The organism is Erythrobacter sp. JK5 (assembly GCF_018205975.1).
Taxonomy (GTDB): Bacteria; Pseudomonadota; Alphaproteobacteria; order Sphingomonadales; family Sphingomonadaceae; genus Erythrobacter.
Genome location: NZ_CP073577.1, coordinates 1,437,719 through 1,454,311, shown reverse-complemented (window position 1 = coordinate 1,454,311; position 16,593 = coordinate 1,437,719). Strand labels below are relative to the sequence as shown.

The window sequence follows — 16,593 nt, the reverse complement described above, 5'->3', positions numbered from 1 at the left end:
CTCGGCGGACCTCGACAGAACCTGCCGCGAGCGGGGGGAGATGGAGTAGGGCGTGAGCCGTCCCTTCATCGTCACCGCCAAATTGCCGCCCGACATTCAGGGCTGGGCAGAGGGTCTGCGCCGCGCGCATTTCCCGCCCGAACGCAATCACCTGCACGCGCATGTCACGATGTTTCACGCCTTCGCGCCGTCGCTGCTCGATGAGCTGCGCGATTTCCTGCCGCAGGTCGCGCGCGAGTATGCGCCGCCGGCTGCGCGCATCAGCGGGCTGATGGACCTCGGCAAGGGCACGGCGATCGCACTCGAAGCGCCCGGACTGCTGGCGCTGCGCGCGATGATAGCGGAGCATTTCCACGGCGCGCTGACCGATCAGGACCTCTACGAACCGCGCCCGCACATCACGATCCAGAACAAGGTGAGCAAGGAGGAGGCGCGCGCCCTGCAGGCCGAGCTGGCACCACAGATCGAGCCGCGCGACTTCGCGTTTCCCGCGCTCGAACTGCACCGCTATCTCGGTGGTCCGTGGGAATGGGTGAAGACCTGCGCGTTTCGGGGCAAGGAGCGCGCATGAAAGCCGCTCAACAGTGGTTGACCGCTGCGCACGTGCACCCTAAATGCGCCGCTCGCTAGAGGCGATTGTCGCCTTGCGAAGCCCATCGCGGCAAGCATGGGGCGGAGTAGCTCAGGTGGTTAGAGCAGCGGAATCATAATCCGCGTGTCGGGGGTTCGAGTCCCTCCTCCGCTACCAATCTCGAATCCGCATGGGTTCGCTTGCTTCCGCATACATCCGTAAACTTCAATTAAAACAGAATGATGTGAGTGATTCGCGTCCGCTTGCGTGCGCATGCATTCGCTTGAAGCCGGATTTGGTGTGGGGGTATTTTGGGGGTATTTTCCGGGGGTAGCGAAAAGGAGCGATACCCCCAATGGCCTTGAGTGAGATTCAGATCAAAAAAGCGAAGGCGGCTGAGCGTCCATACAAGCTTGCGGATGGGGAGGGATTATTCCTCCTGGTGCAAAAGAACGGCTCGAAGCTCTGGCGGCTGAAATACCGGTACCACGGGAAGGAGAAGCTGCTTTCTTTCGGTGCCTACCCCGAAGTCGGAATAGCGGCCGCAAGAGAACTCAAGAGAGCTGCCAAGGGTGTGCTGGCCGAAGGCAGGGACCCGATGGTTCACAAACCGGGTCGGGACTTCGAAGAGGCTAAGACCTTCAGGGCGATTGCCACCATGTGGCATGAGAACAGAGCAAGTAGTCTCAATCCCGCCCATGCGAAGCGCGTGTGGTCGCGGATGGAGCAGGACGTGCTTCCTGTCTTAGGCGAGCTCATGATGCATGAGATAACTCCACCAGAAGTCCTGAAGGTCATTCGGAAGATCGAGGAGCGCGGCGCGCTCGACATCAGTCGACGGGCCAAGCAATGCATTGGTCAGGTATTCCAGTTCGCGATTGCCAGCGGACTTTGCGATTCCGATCCAACGGCGCATCTTCGGGGGCTTTGAAGCCACGTCCTCGGGTCAAGCATATGGCGAAGCTGCCTCTGGCACAGCTACCCGAACTCATCATCAAGATGGAGCGATACCAGGAAGAGGGTGAGAGACGATCCGAAATTACGCGGGCGGCATTGACCTTTGCTCTTCTTACATGGGTCCGGACCAAGGAACTCCGGTTCGCCAAGAAGCACGAGTTTGAAGGTCTAGTCGGAGATTTACCAGTTTGGCGCATTGGCGCTGATCGGATGAAAATGGGCCGCGAGCATATCGTGCCTTTGTCGCGACAAGCCGCTTCTCTTGCTCAAGATATGATCAGCAAGTCCGAAGGCGAATACGTCTTTCCAGGCCAGAAGCCCAAGATGCCGCTTTCCGAGAATACGATGATCTATGGCCTCTATCGCCTCGGTTACCACGGGCGACAAACTGTTCACGGCTTCAGGGGTCTGGCGAGCACCTGGGCGAATGAGCAGCTGGTCGAGGTCAGCGAACCACCGATGTGGATCCGCAGATATCATGAAGACTGGGTCGAACTGCAATTGGCACACAGCGAAGAGAACGAGGTTCGCGGGGCATACAATGCTGCCGAATATCTCGCTCCCCGTCGTGCAATGCTGCAGGATTGGGCAGACTTCCTCGATTCCATCGGCGGCAAAGCGCAAAACATTGCTGTTTTGAGAGCCGCTTGACCTGCTCCTAGGCGGGCACCTGCCCCAGCCATTCGACGCGAAGGCGGTCGAACCCGACAACGATACCCTCTGCGGTAACCTCAAATCCAAAGTCGTTGTTTGAGGGTTCGTAGTCTTCGAGAACCCAATGATCTCCGGCATCGGTTACAATTACGGCTCCCCGAGGAAGGTGCTCGAGCCGTCCGCTGATCCTTTTCCGATTCGTAGTCATATCGAACCGTATGCCATCCATCGGTCGATAACGCTCTTCACATATCCAGGTGTTTCACGATTTTTCGGTATTCCGCCGGCTCGCGACACGGCGCCGGGACCAGCATTGTATGCGGCCAGCGCGAGATGGATCGCACCGAAGCGCTCTAGCATCTGCTTCAGATACCGCGCGCCGCCATCGATGTTCTCAGCCGGATCGTGGCGATTGCTGACACCAAGTTCTCTTGCCGTTCCCGGCATGAGTTGAGCGAGCCCAGCGGCGCCAGCCGGACTGATTGCCATCGGGTTGAACCGCGATTCCTGCCAAATCAGGGCCTGAAGCAGTCGAGGCGGCAATTGGTATCGCGCTTCAGCTTGCCGGATGAGTGGCTCATACAAGGCTTCCTTGAAGCTTCTATCGATATAGGCCGCGCCGCCATCTGGCTTGCCCAAGTGGATTGCAGTCGGGTTGAAAGCGCGCCCTTTGTCGTTTGTAACCTCAACTGTGCCGAGGTCATGGTCGAAGACCTGAAACTCCTGCGCGTGCGCGGATCCCGAAATCGCAATCGCGAGCGCACCGCAACCGCAAGCCACCAGAGACATTCGCATTGAATTACCTTTCACGTTGCCTCGATCCGCAAGAGAACATAAATAGAACAAATGGGTGTAGGAAAACGTTTTTTTTGCAAGTTTATCCGAGAGGAGAGGGGTTCGTCTGGAGGGGGCAATTGTGAGGCGATGGAGCCGGTATGCCTGTTTCGAATTCAACCCTGTCACGTACCTCGCTTGAGGACACCGCCCGCAACATCTGCGAAAGCCGAGGGGGCAAATGGTCAGGCACAAAGGGGATGGCGTGCTGTCCCGCGCATGATGACCGCACACCTTCGCTCGGCGTGACGCTCGGCCGAAAGGCTATTCTCTTCCATTGCTTTGCGGGCTGCGATCAACAGAGCGTGCTTTCCGCAATGGCGCGCGAAGGTTTCGAGGTGGCCAGGTTTTTCTCGGGTTCTTCGGCCGAGGATCAGATCGAGCCAACAAGGCTACGCACACCCTCGGCAGCAGCGTTGAGGATCTGGCGCGAAGCGGAACCATTGGGTGCCAGTCCGGCGAAGGCCTACCTCGAGAGCCGCGGCATCCTGGCCGCATCTTCAGCTCTTCGCTTTCATCCGCAAACGCCGCTCGGGCCGAAAGGACAGGCCCGCTTTCTTCCCGCTATGATTGCGGCGGTCAGCCTCGATGAGGGGCCGATCGCGATCCACCGCACGTTTTTGTCCACCGAGGCTTCAACCAAGGCCACCTTCGACAAGCCAAAGCGCGCGCTTGGCTCGCTCGGTGAAGCTGCTGTCCGTCTCTTTGCTCCGGTTTCCGGGAAGCTCGGCCTTGCCGAGGGGATCGAGAGCGCGTTGTCAGCCTATGCGCTCACCGGCATTCCCGTTTGGGCGACCCTTGGGAATGAGCGTTTCGGTCTCGTAAGCATTCCCGAGAGTGTGACCGAGCTTCATCTGTTCGTCGATCATGATGCTGGCGGCGAGCTGGCCGCCTCGCGTGGCCTCGGAGCCTACGCGCAGGAAGGGCGGACGATCCAAGTCCGCAAGCCACATCCAAGCGATACCGACTGGAACGATGAACTCATAGCATGGCTGCGCCGCAAAGCGGCGCGTTAGAGGAGAGAGGGCTTCTCGATTTCTTGATCCGGCAGAGGGCGTGTCCCGATGCCCCCATCAGGAGGACGAATTGCCATGTTTCAATCAGACCTGTTTCCCGCCGGCGAGCAGTTGCCGTCCATACCCTTGGCCTATGCCATTGGCACCCGAGTTGCCGCGCTTCTTGCTTCGGGTCGTCATCTTACCCGTACCGACATTTCCGGGCTGTTCGCCGAAGAGACCGGTGTTCTCGACTGGGGAGGTGCCTGGACGATCGACGACTACAACAGCGCGGTCGAGATCGGCGCACTACTCTGGCTTCGAGAGTCCTCACGGATCGATCTGGCGACGAATGTACACGAAGCCGAAGCGCGGTTCGACTGGCTCGAAGCAGCTTTGCCGCCGCGGCACGTGCGCAGCGAAGCACAGGTCGAGCTCCAACAGTTCTCGACCCCGCCAATGCTGGCCTGGCTGATGGCGAAGGCCGCAGCAGTTGCTGCGCAAGACACGCTTCTCGAACCATCCGCCGGTAATGGCGCCCTTGCGCTTTGGGGCAGCGTCCAGAACGCTTCGCTGCTCCTCAACGAGATCGATCCGGCAAGACGAGACTGCCTCGGCCACATCTTCCCCGCAGCCGCGATCACCACGTATGACGGGGAGCTGATCGCCGACCTGGTGCGCGGCCCTGTTCCGTCGGTCGTGCTGATGAACCCGCCATTCGCCCGCAGCCAGGAACGCGGCAAGGACGGTGAGACCGCCATGCGTCACCTGCGCGGTGCGATCCGAGTGGCTGCAAATGGGGCGAGGATAGTCGCCATCATGCCCGAAGGCTTCGATGCTTCCGCTTTCGCCAAAGCACAGGACGAAACGTCGCTCGTGCTCAATGTCCGCTTGGAGCAGATGTTTCGCCGGACAGGGACGGGGATTGCCGTTCGACTGGTCGTGTTCGACAAGACGCCGACTGCGGCTTCGCCCGCGATCACCGGAGATACTGCCGACCTGATCGCGCTCCACGAGCTTATCACTGCGCTTCCGCCCCGTGCGCAGACATCCGCCAACATCCATCGCCTGCCAGTCGGCAAGCCAGTGCGCCTCGTTTGCAAGACTTCGACCCAAAGCGCGCCGGTTCGGCCGGTGGCGCCGTTCGCCGCGACACCAGCAGCCAGCGCGAATGCGATCGACCTTGCCTATTCGGTCCTCGCCGACCCCGCGCCTGTGCCCGAACAGGCAGGCATCTACCTGCCTTACCGGCCCAGCCGCATCGCCTTCGAAGATGCGCCGGTCCATCCCACCCCGCTCGTGGAATCGGTCGCCATGGGTTCGGTCGCGGCACCGCAGCCCGATGTTTGCCCGCGCCTTCCCGCAGGTTGGCAGGCCGATGGCCTGCTGTCCGAAGCGCAATGCGAGACACTCGTTTACGCTGCCCAGGCATTTTCGCGTGATCTTCCAGGTCAGTTCAAGGTCAGCCAGGAAGCCACCTCGCTGGAGCTGTCCGAAGATGGGCACACCTACCGGCAGGGCTTCTTCCTTGGCGACGGGACCGGAGCGGGCAAGGGACGGCAGATCGCAGCGGTCATCATGGACCGCTGGCTCGCAGGCGAGCGCCGGCATGTCTGGATCACCAAGAACGAGGCGCTGCTCGAAGATGCACGCCGCGACTGGGAAGCGCTTGGCGGACTACCGCTCGATCTCCAGCCGCTCTCGCGCTGGAAACTCGGCCAGCCCGTAACGATGTCCGAAGGCATTCTCTTCGTCACCTATCCGACGCTGCGCTCGGGCCGCGCCGAGGATACGCGGCTCGACCAGATCCTTGCCTGGGCGGGCGAGGATTTCGACGGCGTGATCGCTTTCGACGAAGCCCATGCGATGGCTAATGCGCTCGGGGGCTCTTCAATCCGCGGCAAGGTCAAGGGCTCTGAACAAGGGATGGCGGGCGTCAGGCTGCAGAACCACTTGCCGCGCGCCCGCGTGCTTTACGCGTCTGCCACTGGCGCTTCGGATATCGCCAACCTCGGTTACACTTCCCGCCTCGGCCTTTGGGGACCCGAGACCGCTTTTCCGACCCACGAGGCATTCATGACCGAGATCCGCGCTGGCGGCGTCGCGGCGATGGAGCTCGTCGCCCGTGATCTCAAGGCCCAGGGCCTCTATCTTGCCCGTGCGCTGTCCTTCGCCGGGGTCGAGTACGACATCCTCGAACATAGCCTGACCGAAGCACAGGTACGGATCTACGATGCCTATGCTGATGCCTGGGCGATCATCCACCGCAACCTCGAAGCTGCGCTCGAAGCAACCCGCGTGGTCGACGAGGACAGCGGCGACACGCTCAACCGCAATGCCAAGGCTGCGGCGCTATCGATCTTCGAAGGCACCAAGCAGCGCTTCTTTGCCCAGCTCCTGCTTTCGATGAAATTGCCGAGCCTGATCCCCGCGATGGAAGTAGCGCTTGGCGAAGAGAATTCGGTTGTCGTGCAGCTGGTCTCGACCGCCGAGGCCATGCTCGACCGGCGCCTTGCCGACCTTACCGTGGAAGAACGCGAAGCTCTCGATATCGATCTGTCCCCGCGTGAATACGTCATCGACTACCTTACGAAGAGCTTCCCGATACGATTGATGCAGGTATTCGCCGACGAGGACGGCAATCTTCGCTCCGAGGCGATGAGCGACGGAGAGGGCAATCCCGTTTTCTGCCCGCGCGCCATTGCTGTGCGCGATGCGCTGATCGAACAGCTTTGCGCACTGCCGCCCATCGCCACTGCGCTCGATGCGATTATCGAACATTTCGGAACCGACGCCGTGGCCGAAGTCACGGGCCGGACCCGCAGGCTTGTACTGGGCCGCGATGGTGAGCAGCGCCTCGAACGGCGTAGCCCCAGCGCCAATGTCGCCGAAGCCCAAAGCTTCATGGAAGGGATCAAGCGCATCCTGGTCTTCTCGGATGCGGGCGGCACGGGGCGATCCTATCATGCCGACCTCGGCTGCCGAAACCAGCAGCGCAGGGTTCATTTCCTGCTCGAGCCGGGCTGGCGCGCGGACAACGCCATCCAGGGTCTTGGTCGTACCAACCGCACCAACCAGGCCTCGGCCCCGCTGTTTCGGCCGGTAACCACCGACGTAAAGGGCGAACGCCGATTCATCTCAACCATTGCGCGAAGGCTCGACGCATTGGGCGCGCTGACGCGCGGCCAGCGCCAGACGGGCGGTCAGAACCTGTTCGACCCGGCCGACAATCTCGAAAGCGACTATGCGCGCGACGCGCTCAGCCGCTGGTTCCAGCTGCTCTATGACGGCAAGCTCGAAGCCACGAGTTTCGGGAATTTTGTCGAGCGTACGGGTCTCCGGCTCGAAAACCCCGATGGCGGGCTGACCGACAATCTCCCGACGATTCAGCGTTGGCTCAACCGCATTCTCGCGCTGCCGATCGCGCTCCAGAACGCCATATTTGATGAATACCTTGGTCTCGTCGAAGCGCGGATCGAAGCCGCGCGCGAGGCCGGAACGCTCGACCAGGGACTGGAAACCGTCAGGGTTGATCGTTTCAATGTCCTGGCAGATGAACTCCTGCGCACCGATCCCGTGACCGGAGCCGAGACCCGTCTCGTCTCGCTCGAAATGACGAGGCACCTTCGGCCTCTGCGATTGCAGCGCCTGGTGCGGATGCACGAGATCGGCAGCCCGCACGCTATCCCGATGCGCAATACGCGCTCGGGCAAGGTCGCCCTCTCGGTTCCTGCCCGGCGCCTTATCGCTGACGACGGGGCCGTGATCGAACGTCGGCGCCTTCTGCGACCGCTCAAGTCCGCGAACTGGACACTTGAGGCACTCGGTGAGAGCCACTGGGAAGAAATTGGCGTCACTGCGTTCACCAGCGCCTGGAGGACCGAGGAAGAAGAGGCGGCCAAATCACCGGTTACCGAGCGCGTCCATCTCGCCACCGGACTGCTGCTCCCGGTCTGGAAGCGCCTCCCCGGCGATCATGTCCGCGTCACCCGGCTCGTTGCCGAGGACGGCCAGTCGATCATCGGCCGCGAAGTGCTCGATGTCGATCTCGCTGCAATCGCCGATACCTTTGGCCTTTCCGGGGTTACCGGACCATCGGCAGAGCAGATCGGCGACCTCGTCCTCGCCAGCGGCAAACCGCTGTGCCTCGCAAGCCACGACTCCCTGACTGTGAAGCGCTCGCTGGTCGGCGGCGAACAGCGCCTTGAACTGACCGGGTTCTCGCCCGACCGGCTCGACTGGTACAAGAACAAGGGCTGCTTCACCGAGATCATCCGCTACCGCACGCGGCTGTTCGTCCCGGTGTCGAAAGCCTCTTTGATCCTTCCCGCGCTTGCCGCCTGATCCCTCGGGCAGACCCCATTCTCAGAATGAGAGTGGAGGGAGCCCTTTGGGCTTGTGGGCCTCGTGATCCTCACCTGCGCCTTCAATCCATCAGGAGAACACCTATGATCCAGTCGATTCCCTTGAAGAAGCTCGTCCCGAGCCCGCGCAACGTTCGCAAGTCGAGCGACGTGCTGGCCGACCTCCAGCTGCGGGCAGACATTGCTGCGCGCGGCCTGCTGCAGAACCTCGTCGTGCGCAAAGGAAAGCGCGGCAAGTTCGAAGTCGAGGCCGGCGGTCGCCGTCTCACCGCGCTGCAGGCGCTGGCCGAAGAGGGCACCTTGCCCGAGAACCACGAGGTCACCTGCCTCGTCATCGAAGGCGAAGAAAGCGAAGTGCGCGAAGCCAGTCTTGCTGAGAACTTCCAGCGCCTCGCGATGAACCCCGCCGACGAGGCGCAGGCCTTCGCCTCCATCATCGAGGCAGGGGCTACCACCGAAGACGTGGCGCGCCGCTTCGGCCTCACCGTCCGGTTCGTCGAAGGGCGTCTGCGCCTGGCAAGTCTCGCGCCTTGCGTCTTCGAAGCGCTCGCCGAAGGCACGATCACGCTCGACATGGCCAAGGCCTACGGCGCGATTTCCGACGTCGAGCGCCAGGCGCATGTCTATGCTGAGCTGCAGCACGCCTGGTACCAGATCACGCCCGACACGATCCGCCGCATGGTGCTCGATGCCACGGTGCGCGGTTCCGATCCGCGAGCTGTGCTAGTCGGACGCGATGCCTATCTCGACGCAGGTGGTCGGATCGAGCGCGAACTGTTCGACGATGATGCCAGCGAGAGCTGGATCGATGTCGCGCTGCTCGAGGACCTCGCGCACAAGGCCATGGACGAAGCCGCAGAAAAGGCCGCGCTCGAATATGGCCTTGCCTGGGTGCGCCCGACCCTTGGCAACTACGTCAGCCATGACCTCGTCGAAGGTCTGAGCCGTCTGCCTTGCGACCCTGCGCCGATGACCGAACAGGAAGCTCAGGAACTCGGCGAGCTCGAGGCCGACTACGACCGCGTCGCCGCTGTGCTCGAAGACGAGGACAGCGACGAGGACGAGGTCGCCAAGGCCGAGAAGGAACTAGTGGTGATCGACCGTGCCATGCGCGTGCTCAATGACCGGCCGCCGGTACTCGCCGACGAACTGAAACCGGAGGCCGGCGCCTTCCTCGTCCTCTCGCGCAATGGCGAGCCGACCCTGGTCCCGCAGTTCTACACCGAGACCGAGGTCATCGCTGACGAAGGCGTGGTCGAGGCCATTGAAGAGAGCGGTGCGGCTAAGCCCAAGGGGAGCTCGCTTTCCCAGCGCCTGCTCGACGAACTCGCAATGCAGCGCCGCGACATCCTGGCAATCCATCTCGCCAACGACCCGGCACTAGCGCTCGACTTCATGGTCTTCACGCTCGCCGATGCCGATGGGCACGACTGGCGCGCCAAGAAAGCGTCGACCCTCGTTGGCTCGGTCGCGTCCGGGCCTATCACCGGGTTCGAGGCGAAGGATGCGCCGGCGAGTGCCGCGCTTGCCGAGTTCGCCGGGTCGCTCGATGAAAACTGGCGTGCGGGTGAAAGCGATGTCGAGCGGTTCGCGAAATTCCGAGCGCTTTCCGACGAGGCGCGCTCAGCATGGCTTGGCCATGTCGTCTCGCGCACTCTGGTTGCCAGCCTTGCCTGCGAAGGCGAACGATCGGTGCCGATGCACGAGGCACTCGGCTCGCTCCTCGAAATCGAGACCGCGCATTGGTGGCGTCCCACGGCGAAAAACTACTTCGACCGGGTGGCTAAGGCGCGCACGCTCGAAGCGCTCGACGCCGCCGGCGGTCCCGAACTGGTCAGTCGTTATGCCGCATCGAAGAAGGCTGAGCTTGCGAGCGCTGCCGAACGCATCTTCTCGGGCAACTTCATTGGCGAGCCCGAGGTCAAGGAACGGGCGCAGGCTTGGGTTCCGCCGATCATGCGGTTCAACGATTCTGAAGAAGTCGAATTGGCCGACCACGACGGAGACGAGGCGGTCAACGCCGAAGGAACTGACGAGATTGCCGAGCAGGCAGCCTGACCCCTCCTGACAGGTCCAGGTCACTCGGCAGGCGGTCCGTCCCTCTCGGGACGGGCCGCCATCTGGATGTTAAAATCTGAGCCGCATTTGGGCTGGAAGCCCTCGGTCAGCTTCGGCTTCGCTCACCGAATAGTCGGCCATTAGCCCGCTCGCGAGCCATGAAATGCTTCATAAGGATCGACAGGCACTGCGAAAAAGCGCTGGCTAACAACCTCGTCAAAAGTGCTCGCCAAGGGCGCAGCAAGTGGAAGCAGAACTTGTTTGGCGCGATAATAATCGTCGAGCTCGATGGGGTTATCAGGCATCAGGGGCGCGTCAATTCTCACGAGTTGGTCGCGACCAATGAGAAGTCCTGCTTGACCAAGCGCGTTCTGGCTAGCAAGCCGCATTGCCGACGAGATGACCTCTTTCCAGTGCCATAGTCCGCCGAGCCGGACCTGATCATCTGAGATAAGCATCTCGGACTCGCCACAGCCGAGCGACAGAATCTGGACTTGGCGCCGATTGAGATCATGGCAGCTTAGCGCATCGACTAGCGCAACCATAACAGGATTGTTCGCCCAGACGCCTCCGTCGGCAAAGCGCCGCTCCCCATTCCTATAGACGGAGAAGAAAGTCGGCGCCGCGGAGGTTGCGAGTGCGGCTGTCACCATTTCCTCGCGCCAGTCGAGTTTGAAGTCGGGGTGGTGCGGTGTCTTGAAGATGTGGACCTCGGTGAAGCCATCGAATGCCGGTATGCACAAACGGCAGTGCGCATCGCCGATTTGCCGCTCGCCGAACAGCTTGCGTAGCTCGCGTTCGAGTGGACCACGCTCATACTGGTAGCGAGTCAACGAATGGAAAAAGCGAAGGCCCGATTTAAGCCTGCTAAAAGGGGGCGGATTGGCGGAAATATTGCTTCGCCATGATCGAGGTAGAGCTTGAGGATTTCGCTTGCGCGCATTCCAATTGACAGGCCGAGGGCAATGATACCACCTGTAGACGTCCCGGCGATTAGGTCGAAATATTCGCCTGCCGAGCGGCCATCCAAGTGGCGAGATTCAAACTCTGCCAAAAGAGCAGCCGGCAGGATGCCGCGAATCCCGCCGCCGTCGATCGAGAGAATGCGGAAGGGCTTGTCGGTAGGCCAGGGCAATTGCACCCGCTGCTCGACTAATGTGCCGTCAGACCGCCGCGATGGCCTTTTTGTTTGCAATGCCATCTTGCTCCTCTCGTGTCGGGTGCCGACCGCCGCCGCGCCATGACTTAGTCGCGAGCCAACCCTCATAGAAGAAGAGGTAGCGCGAACTCCACGGCACCGTCGTCTCGGCGAGCAGATCGCTCGGAGTCCACTCGCGATTATAGGCGTCGAACAGGCAGAGATAAGGCAGCCTTGGTTCGTCGCGGTTCACATAGACGTGGGGGACAGGGCCTTCCTCATAGTCTGAATGCCGTTCGAGAACGGGATCGAGAATCTGAACGCGCGGTTGAACCTGCAGCAGCGAGAAGGCCTCGATCGCCAACGGCACACGATAGCCGATCCGAACCGTGTAAAAGCGCTGGAGAGGTTGCAGACGTCCCTGCCAGACAGCGTATCGATCGGCGCGCTCGATGACCTTGAAGCCGGGCCAGCGCTCGGCCATCGCGGCAATCTGATTCTCGATGCTGATCAGTCCGGGATGCATCCGCCACCCATGTTGGTACTGGCGCGCGCGGCTGTGCTGGTCGCAGCGCCGATGATGGCGGGCGCGCCGGTAAGGATGCGTCCGGTCGTTCCGAAGCGCATCGCGCCGCGTTCGGCTTCGCGCCGGCTTGCATCGAGAAAGCGTTCGACCGCGAAGCCCGCCGCCGTCTCGCCAAACAGGTCATCGAGGATGGTCCGCATTTCGGTCAGATTTGCGTTGTCGCTGCGAAGGCGACCAAGCTGCCGCTGCAGATGATCGAGATCACGCATATAAACGTTCTGCGCGGCGACCTCCCTAGGCCATCGATCTGTGAAGATATCCTCCGGGAAGGAGGGGTTGCGTACGACCAAGGTGTCAAACCGGCGAACGTGATCCTGAAGCTGGCCACTGATGTGCGAGGCAATATTGACGACCTCGTCAACCAGCCCGGACTGCGCCGGACCGCTATCCAGAGCCATAGCCGCGAGCACTACCGACGGCGGCTTCCGACCATCGCGCGAGCGGTAGCGGACATCGCGATTCCGCTTCAGCAACTGGAGCGCCACGACGCGCGAGGATTTTTCCGAGAGCGGAACGCGACCGGGTAGCGGGTCGGTTTCGGCCTTCGCGACCACGCCATCCGATATCTGGCGACGGGCGTCGAACATCGTCGCGAAAACCGGATCGAACGCCACCTCACGATTGAAATAATCGGCGAAGCCCCAAGGATTGACCGTCTTGTGGTAGGTTTCGGCGGTCTCTTGGCGCCAGTGAAAAAGATGGCCAGCCTTCAGGGGCGTTTGGTCGAGCCGGGCGATCGGCATGAGATCGACGCGTGTGCCGTCTTCATAGGTTACGGTGACGCAGCGGCTGTTGAGGGTCACCCGCCCATGATAACGGCTGCCTTCCTCACCGTTGATCGCAACGAAAAGGGTCGCCAGCACGCCCGACGGCTCACTGAACGGCGAAATATCGAGTTCGATCACGACGTCGACATCGTGCTGATCTTTCGAGACGCGCGATGCGATCGCGGTTCCGGTCGCGAAACTACCGCCCGGATAGCAGGCGATCACCTTCCCGTGGAGCGGGCTGTCGGGCCGATCCACATGGGCGCAGAGCGCCTGATAATGCTGTTCGGCTTCGTCATGCTTGGTGGGCGAGAGCTGGATGCGGCGCGCGACGTCCATCAGGAGAGCATCGGCGGCCGAAGGCGGCAAGATCGGCTTCTGGTACGTCATTTCAGGGCTCCCTTGGTTCAGCCTTCGGGCGGGAATTCGTCGCGGCCATGACTGTCACGCGCGCGAATTCGGCCGTTGCGGCCATGGATGAGAAGTTCGGATTCCTGATTGCGGGCGATCTCGCGACCGCGGGCAATCGCCTCAGCCTGTGTCCGGTGAACGGACGACGCACGCTGGCCTCCGGCCGGCTGAACGGCCCAGCCACGACGGTGGGGTGTAATATGCTGGTTACGACTCATGAGCGATTCCTTGTCTGATTGGCCCGACAAAATCGTAAGATATACCGAACGACGCTCTAGGTCAACTGACCGGACGAAAACGTTCGTTTGACCGAACGATTGTTGATTCCTATGAGGGTGTCCGCATGATAGGATGCGTGAAAGGAAATCGGTCAATGTCCTTGGCGACGAAGCTTCAGAAACTTCGCACTGCAAAGCGACAGTCGCTTCAGGATGTCGCGGACGCCATCGGCGCATCGAAAGCGCACGTCTGGGAACTGGAGAAGGGCACCGCCAAGAATCCGTCGATCGAGCTCGTCCGGAAGCTCGCCGATCATTTCGGCGTTTCGATTGCCAGCCTTGTTGGAGAGGCTCCCGACGAAGGCAGCGACGAAGAACAATTGCTCGTCATGTATCGCGACCTGAAATCGCTCGATACGAAGGAGCGCGAGCTGATCGAAGACATTATCAAAGGGATGCAGAAGCGCCGAACCGGGGGTAGGATGGAGATTGATCGGATCGAACTCGCGGACTGCGGTTCGCCGGAAAAGATCATCGCTGAAATCATGCGGCAGGTGCCCGACATGCCGATCCCGGTGCCGATTGAGGAATTGGCCGAGGCGGTCGGCATCACCGATATCCATCGGCTGGAAACAGCCAGCTTCGAAGGTGGACTTGTTACACAGCCCGAACGCGCGAGTGGCGTCATCCTGGTCAACAGCAAGGGCTCGGTGCAGCGCCAGCGCTTCACTATCGGGCACGAACTCGGACATTATCTTATTATCGCGCACCAGCCCGCGCGCGCCGGTCAGTTCACATGCTCGAAAGCCGATATGGCGATCCGTGAGGCGGACCGTGACAATCGTGCGCGGCGGATGGAGTTGGAGGCAAATCGGTTCAGTGCGGGCATGCTCATGCCGCTCGCGCACTTCAAACCCGATATGCGCAATCTGGGGACACCAGCGCTGGAGCATGTGTTCACGCTGGCCACGCGCTACAATATGAGTAACGAAGCGACCGCTCTTCAATATGTGCAGTACAATGATGCCGTTTGCGCGGTTATCATTTCGAAGGATGATGTCGTCCGGCGAATCTACAAGCCCAGCCGTTTTCCTTTCATTGATGTTCGGATCGGGACCCGGCTGCCCACACCTTCACTCGCCGCGCGCCTGTCCAATGGTCAGCAATCCGATTGGGATGACGTGAGCGCCGGAGTGTGGCTCGCTCTTTCGACAGAAGGTCCTCACCCATCCCTGCAGGAACAAGCTTATCGCCTGCACAACGGATGGATGATGACGTTGCTCATTCATACTGATCAGGACGAAGAGGAAGATGGCGAGGGTGGGATTTCCGATGCATTTGACGTGTGGGAGAACCCTCGATTTCCATCACGAAGTCGGCGGCGGTGAATGAAGCCGACCCAGGATTTTCTGGACCAAGTAGTGGGCGCGATCGTCGAAGCCATCACAAGTAGCGGACATAGCTGCAACGAAAGCGAAGATCATTCTTGGTTGACCTTTACGCATCCCTCTAATGTTCAATGAGGACGCATAGCCGTAATCATTAAACGAGAGGGGAGAGAGCTTTGCTTTTCCTGAACCGGGACATGCCCGTCCCGGCGTTCAGGAGAACTCCCATGACCAAATCCCGCCGCACTGCCTCTGCTTCGCCAGCCCAGCGCATTACCGCGGCCATCATCGAAAAGCTCGAGCAAGGGACAAAGCCGTGGGTAAAGCCGTGGCGCGGCGTGCCAGTCTCCCGTCCTTTGCGTTCTTGCGGAACGCCCTATCGCGGAATGAATACCTTCTGGCTGTGGATGGTGGCCGATGGCTGTGGCTACACTTCGCCATACTGGATCACCTACCGCCAGTGCCATAAGCTTGGTGGACAGGTCCGCAAGGGCGAGAAATCGACCATCGCAATCTTCTACAAGAGCTACACCAAGGAGGTCGAAAACGCCGAAGGCGAGGCCGACACCGAAAACCGGCGCGTGCTTAAGGCCTATGCCGTGTTCAACGCTGACCAGTGCGATGGCCTCCCCGAGTTCTATCATCCCAAGCCATTCATTGCTGCGCTTGATCCCGAAGGAGGCGAAGACCGGCTCGATGCCTTCTTTGCCCATATTGGCGCAGACCTGCGGCATCATGGTGCTCATGCCTACTACGAGCCGATGCGCGACCGGGTCACCATGCCGCCAACCGAACTGTTCGAAGCGTATGACCACTATTACGCGACGCTCGCGCACGAGCTGTCGCACTGGACGGGACATTCCTCGCGGCTCGATCGCGATCTCAAGAACCGCTTTGGCAGCGACGCCTATGCTGCCGAAGAACTGATCGCCGAACTCTCGTCGGCAATCCTCGGAGCCGAACTGGGTCTTCCGGTCACCCACCTCGACCATCACGCCAGCTACATCGCATCTTGGCTCAAGATCCTCAAATCGGACGAGCGCGCGATCCTCACTGCTGCGGCCAAGGCCGAGGAAGCGGCAAGCCTGCTGCTCAAACTGGGTGGTTGCCAATCCCACGAAAGCAAGCCCGACATCAATCTCGCTGATGCAGCCTGAGGAGCAGAGAGATGGGACGTTCAGTCAGCTATCCGACCGGCTCCGTGGTAGCCTTTCGCCTGCTTTATGATGGCGAAGACGAAGATGTCGACTGGGCCTACGAGTGCCTCGTCGACGAGATCATCTATACCACGAAGGCGGCCTTTCCTTCCTTTGAACGCTTCGATGGATGGCGCGGCCGCGAGGATCGCATCCTCCTGCGAAACGCCTTCGCCGATTGCGGCATATCGACCTATTGCGGTCTCGCGGCGATCTGGCTCGTAGAGCGCGATGACGCTCGCTACTGGGAAGCCGATTTCTACAACCCGCGAAGGGCAAGGGCACGGCACTGGCTCGGCCAGGTGTCGGGACGGTTCATCGACCTGTTCGGTGAGCTGCGCTTGGTCGGTCGGTTCTCGAATGGCGAAGCGATCTTCGAGCGCTCCCGATCTGCTTGCGACACCGTGCCCTGATCCTGCCTCATCCCTGCCCGCCGGGAAAGGCCCTTGGGCCGGT

The 16,593-nt window shown here is 61.0% G+C and carries 16 protein-coding genes and 1 tRNA gene; 10 read left to right on the top strand and 7 right to left on the bottom strand.

The annotated features are described in order from the left end of the window. Positions 1-52: 52 nt before the first annotated feature. The 4 genes from KDC96_RS07065 (at position 53) to KDC96_RS16390 (ending at position 2,179) form a co-directional block, all read left to right on the top strand. Positions 53-571, top strand: coding sequence for a 2'-5' RNA ligase family protein (locus tag KDC96_RS07065; RefSeq protein ID WP_212451820.1), 519 nt, complete (start codon positions 53-55; stop codon positions 569-571). A 100-nt stretch (positions 572-671) separates the two neighbouring features. Next, positions 672-748: transfer RNA gene (locus tag KDC96_RS07060), tRNA-Met, on the top strand. 178 nt (positions 749-926) lie between these two features. Continuing rightward, a complete protein-coding gene (locus tag KDC96_RS16395; protein ID WP_249171965.1) occupies positions 927-1,502 on the top strand; it encodes an integrase arm-type DNA-binding domain-containing protein in 576 nt (191 codons plus the stop codon). Positions 1,503-1,525: 23 nt separating this feature from the next. Further along, positions 1,526-2,179 carry a site-specific integrase gene (locus KDC96_RS16390; RefSeq protein ID WP_249171964.1) on the top strand — a complete coding sequence of 218 codons (654 nt, stop codon included), beginning with the start codon at positions 1,526-1,528 and terminating at the stop codon, positions 2,177-2,179. A gap of 7 nt (positions 2,180-2,186) precedes the next feature. Here the strand turns inward: KDC96_RS16390 and KDC96_RS16385 are convergent, their stop codons facing one another. Both KDC96_RS16385 and KDC96_RS07050 read right to left on the bottom strand, forming a co-directional pair. Next, on the bottom strand, positions 2,187-2,390 hold the full coding sequence (locus KDC96_RS16385) for a DUF5818 domain-containing protein (RefSeq protein WP_224800987.1): 204 nt from the start codon (positions 2,388-2,390) through the stop codon (positions 2,187-2,189). After that, complete coding sequence (locus KDC96_RS07050; RefSeq protein WP_212451818.1) at positions 2,387-2,971, bottom strand: lytic transglycosylase domain-containing protein; 585 nt, start codon at positions 2,969-2,971, stop codon at positions 2,387-2,389. The genes KDC96_RS16385 and KDC96_RS07050 overlap by 4 nt, the downstream gene beginning before the upstream one ends. A gap of 146 nt (positions 2,972-3,117) precedes the next feature. On the opposite strand from KDC96_RS07050, the gene KDC96_RS07045 reads away from it, so the two are divergent. The 3 genes from KDC96_RS07045 to KDC96_RS07035 all read left to right on the top strand — a co-directional run bounded on the left by KDC96_RS07045 (position 3,118) and on the right by KDC96_RS07035 (position 10,433). Beyond that, positions 3,118-4,032, top strand: coding sequence for a toprim domain-containing protein (locus tag KDC96_RS07045; protein ID WP_212451816.1), 915 nt, complete (start codon positions 3,118-3,120; stop codon positions 4,030-4,032). A gap of 75 nt (positions 4,033-4,107) precedes the next feature. Then, positions 4,108-8,355 carry a strawberry notch family protein gene (locus tag KDC96_RS07040; RefSeq protein WP_212451815.1) on the top strand — a complete coding sequence of 1,416 codons (4,248 nt, stop codon included), beginning with the start codon at positions 4,108-4,110 and terminating at the stop codon, positions 8,353-8,355. Between the two features lie 104 nt (positions 8,356-8,459). Then, positions 8,460-10,433 (top strand): ParB/RepB/Spo0J family partition protein, encoded by a 1,974-nt coding sequence (locus KDC96_RS07035; RefSeq protein WP_212451814.1) that lies wholly within the window; start codon positions 8,460-8,462, stop codon positions 10,431-10,433. 140 nt (positions 10,434-10,573) lie between these two features. Here the strand turns inward: KDC96_RS07035 and KDC96_RS07030 are convergent, their stop codons facing one another. The 5 genes from KDC96_RS07030 to KDC96_RS07010 are packed head-to-tail and all read right to left on the bottom strand — an operon-like array spanning position 10,574 to position 13,553. Further along, a complete protein-coding gene (locus tag KDC96_RS07030; RefSeq protein ID WP_212451812.1) occupies positions 10,574-11,266 on the bottom strand; it encodes a patatin-like phospholipase family protein in 693 nt (230 codons plus the stop codon). Continuing rightward, positions 11,263-11,634 carry a patatin-like phospholipase family protein gene (locus KDC96_RS07025; protein ID WP_212451810.1) on the bottom strand — a complete coding sequence of 124 codons (372 nt, stop codon included), beginning with the start codon at positions 11,632-11,634 and terminating at the stop codon, positions 11,263-11,265. Before KDC96_RS07025 ends, KDC96_RS07030 begins: the two co-directional genes overlap by 4 nt. Continuing rightward, positions 11,597-12,097 (bottom strand): hypothetical protein, encoded by a 501-nt coding sequence (locus KDC96_RS07020; RefSeq protein WP_212451808.1) that lies wholly within the window; start codon positions 12,095-12,097, stop codon positions 11,597-11,599. Before KDC96_RS07020 ends, KDC96_RS07025 begins: the two co-directional genes overlap by 38 nt. Then, the gene (locus tag KDC96_RS07015) at positions 12,082-13,314 is read right to left on the bottom strand and encodes a nucleotidyltransferase (protein WP_212451806.1); all 1,233 of its coding nucleotides are present in this window, start codon (positions 13,312-13,314) and stop codon (positions 12,082-12,084) included. Before KDC96_RS07015 ends, KDC96_RS07020 begins: the two co-directional genes overlap by 16 nt. 17 nt (positions 13,315-13,331) lie before the next feature. Next, positions 13,332-13,553, bottom strand: coding sequence for a DUF2188 domain-containing protein (locus tag KDC96_RS07010; RefSeq protein WP_212451804.1), 222 nt, complete (start codon positions 13,551-13,553; stop codon positions 13,332-13,334). Positions 13,554-13,708: 155 nt separating this feature from the next. Here KDC96_RS07010 and KDC96_RS07005 point away from each other — a divergent pair, with 155 nt between their 5' ends. From KDC96_RS07005 to KDC96_RS06995, 3 genes are all read left to right on the top strand, one after another. Next, entirely contained in the window at positions 13,709-14,941 is a 1,233-nt protein-coding gene (locus tag KDC96_RS07005) for an ImmA/IrrE family metallo-endopeptidase (RefSeq protein WP_212451802.1), read from the top strand. Between the two features lie 227 nt (positions 14,942-15,168). Continuing rightward, positions 15,169-16,098: an ArdC family protein gene (locus KDC96_RS07000; RefSeq protein ID WP_212451799.1), complete on the top strand. Its 930-nt coding sequence runs from the start codon at positions 15,169-15,171 to the stop codon at positions 16,096-16,098. A gap of 11 nt (positions 16,099-16,109) precedes the next feature. Then, positions 16,110-16,550, top strand: a complete 441-nt coding sequence (locus tag KDC96_RS06995) for a hypothetical protein (RefSeq protein ID WP_212451797.1) — start codon at positions 16,110-16,112, stop codon at positions 16,548-16,550. Positions 16,551-16,593 lie beyond the last annotated feature (43 nt).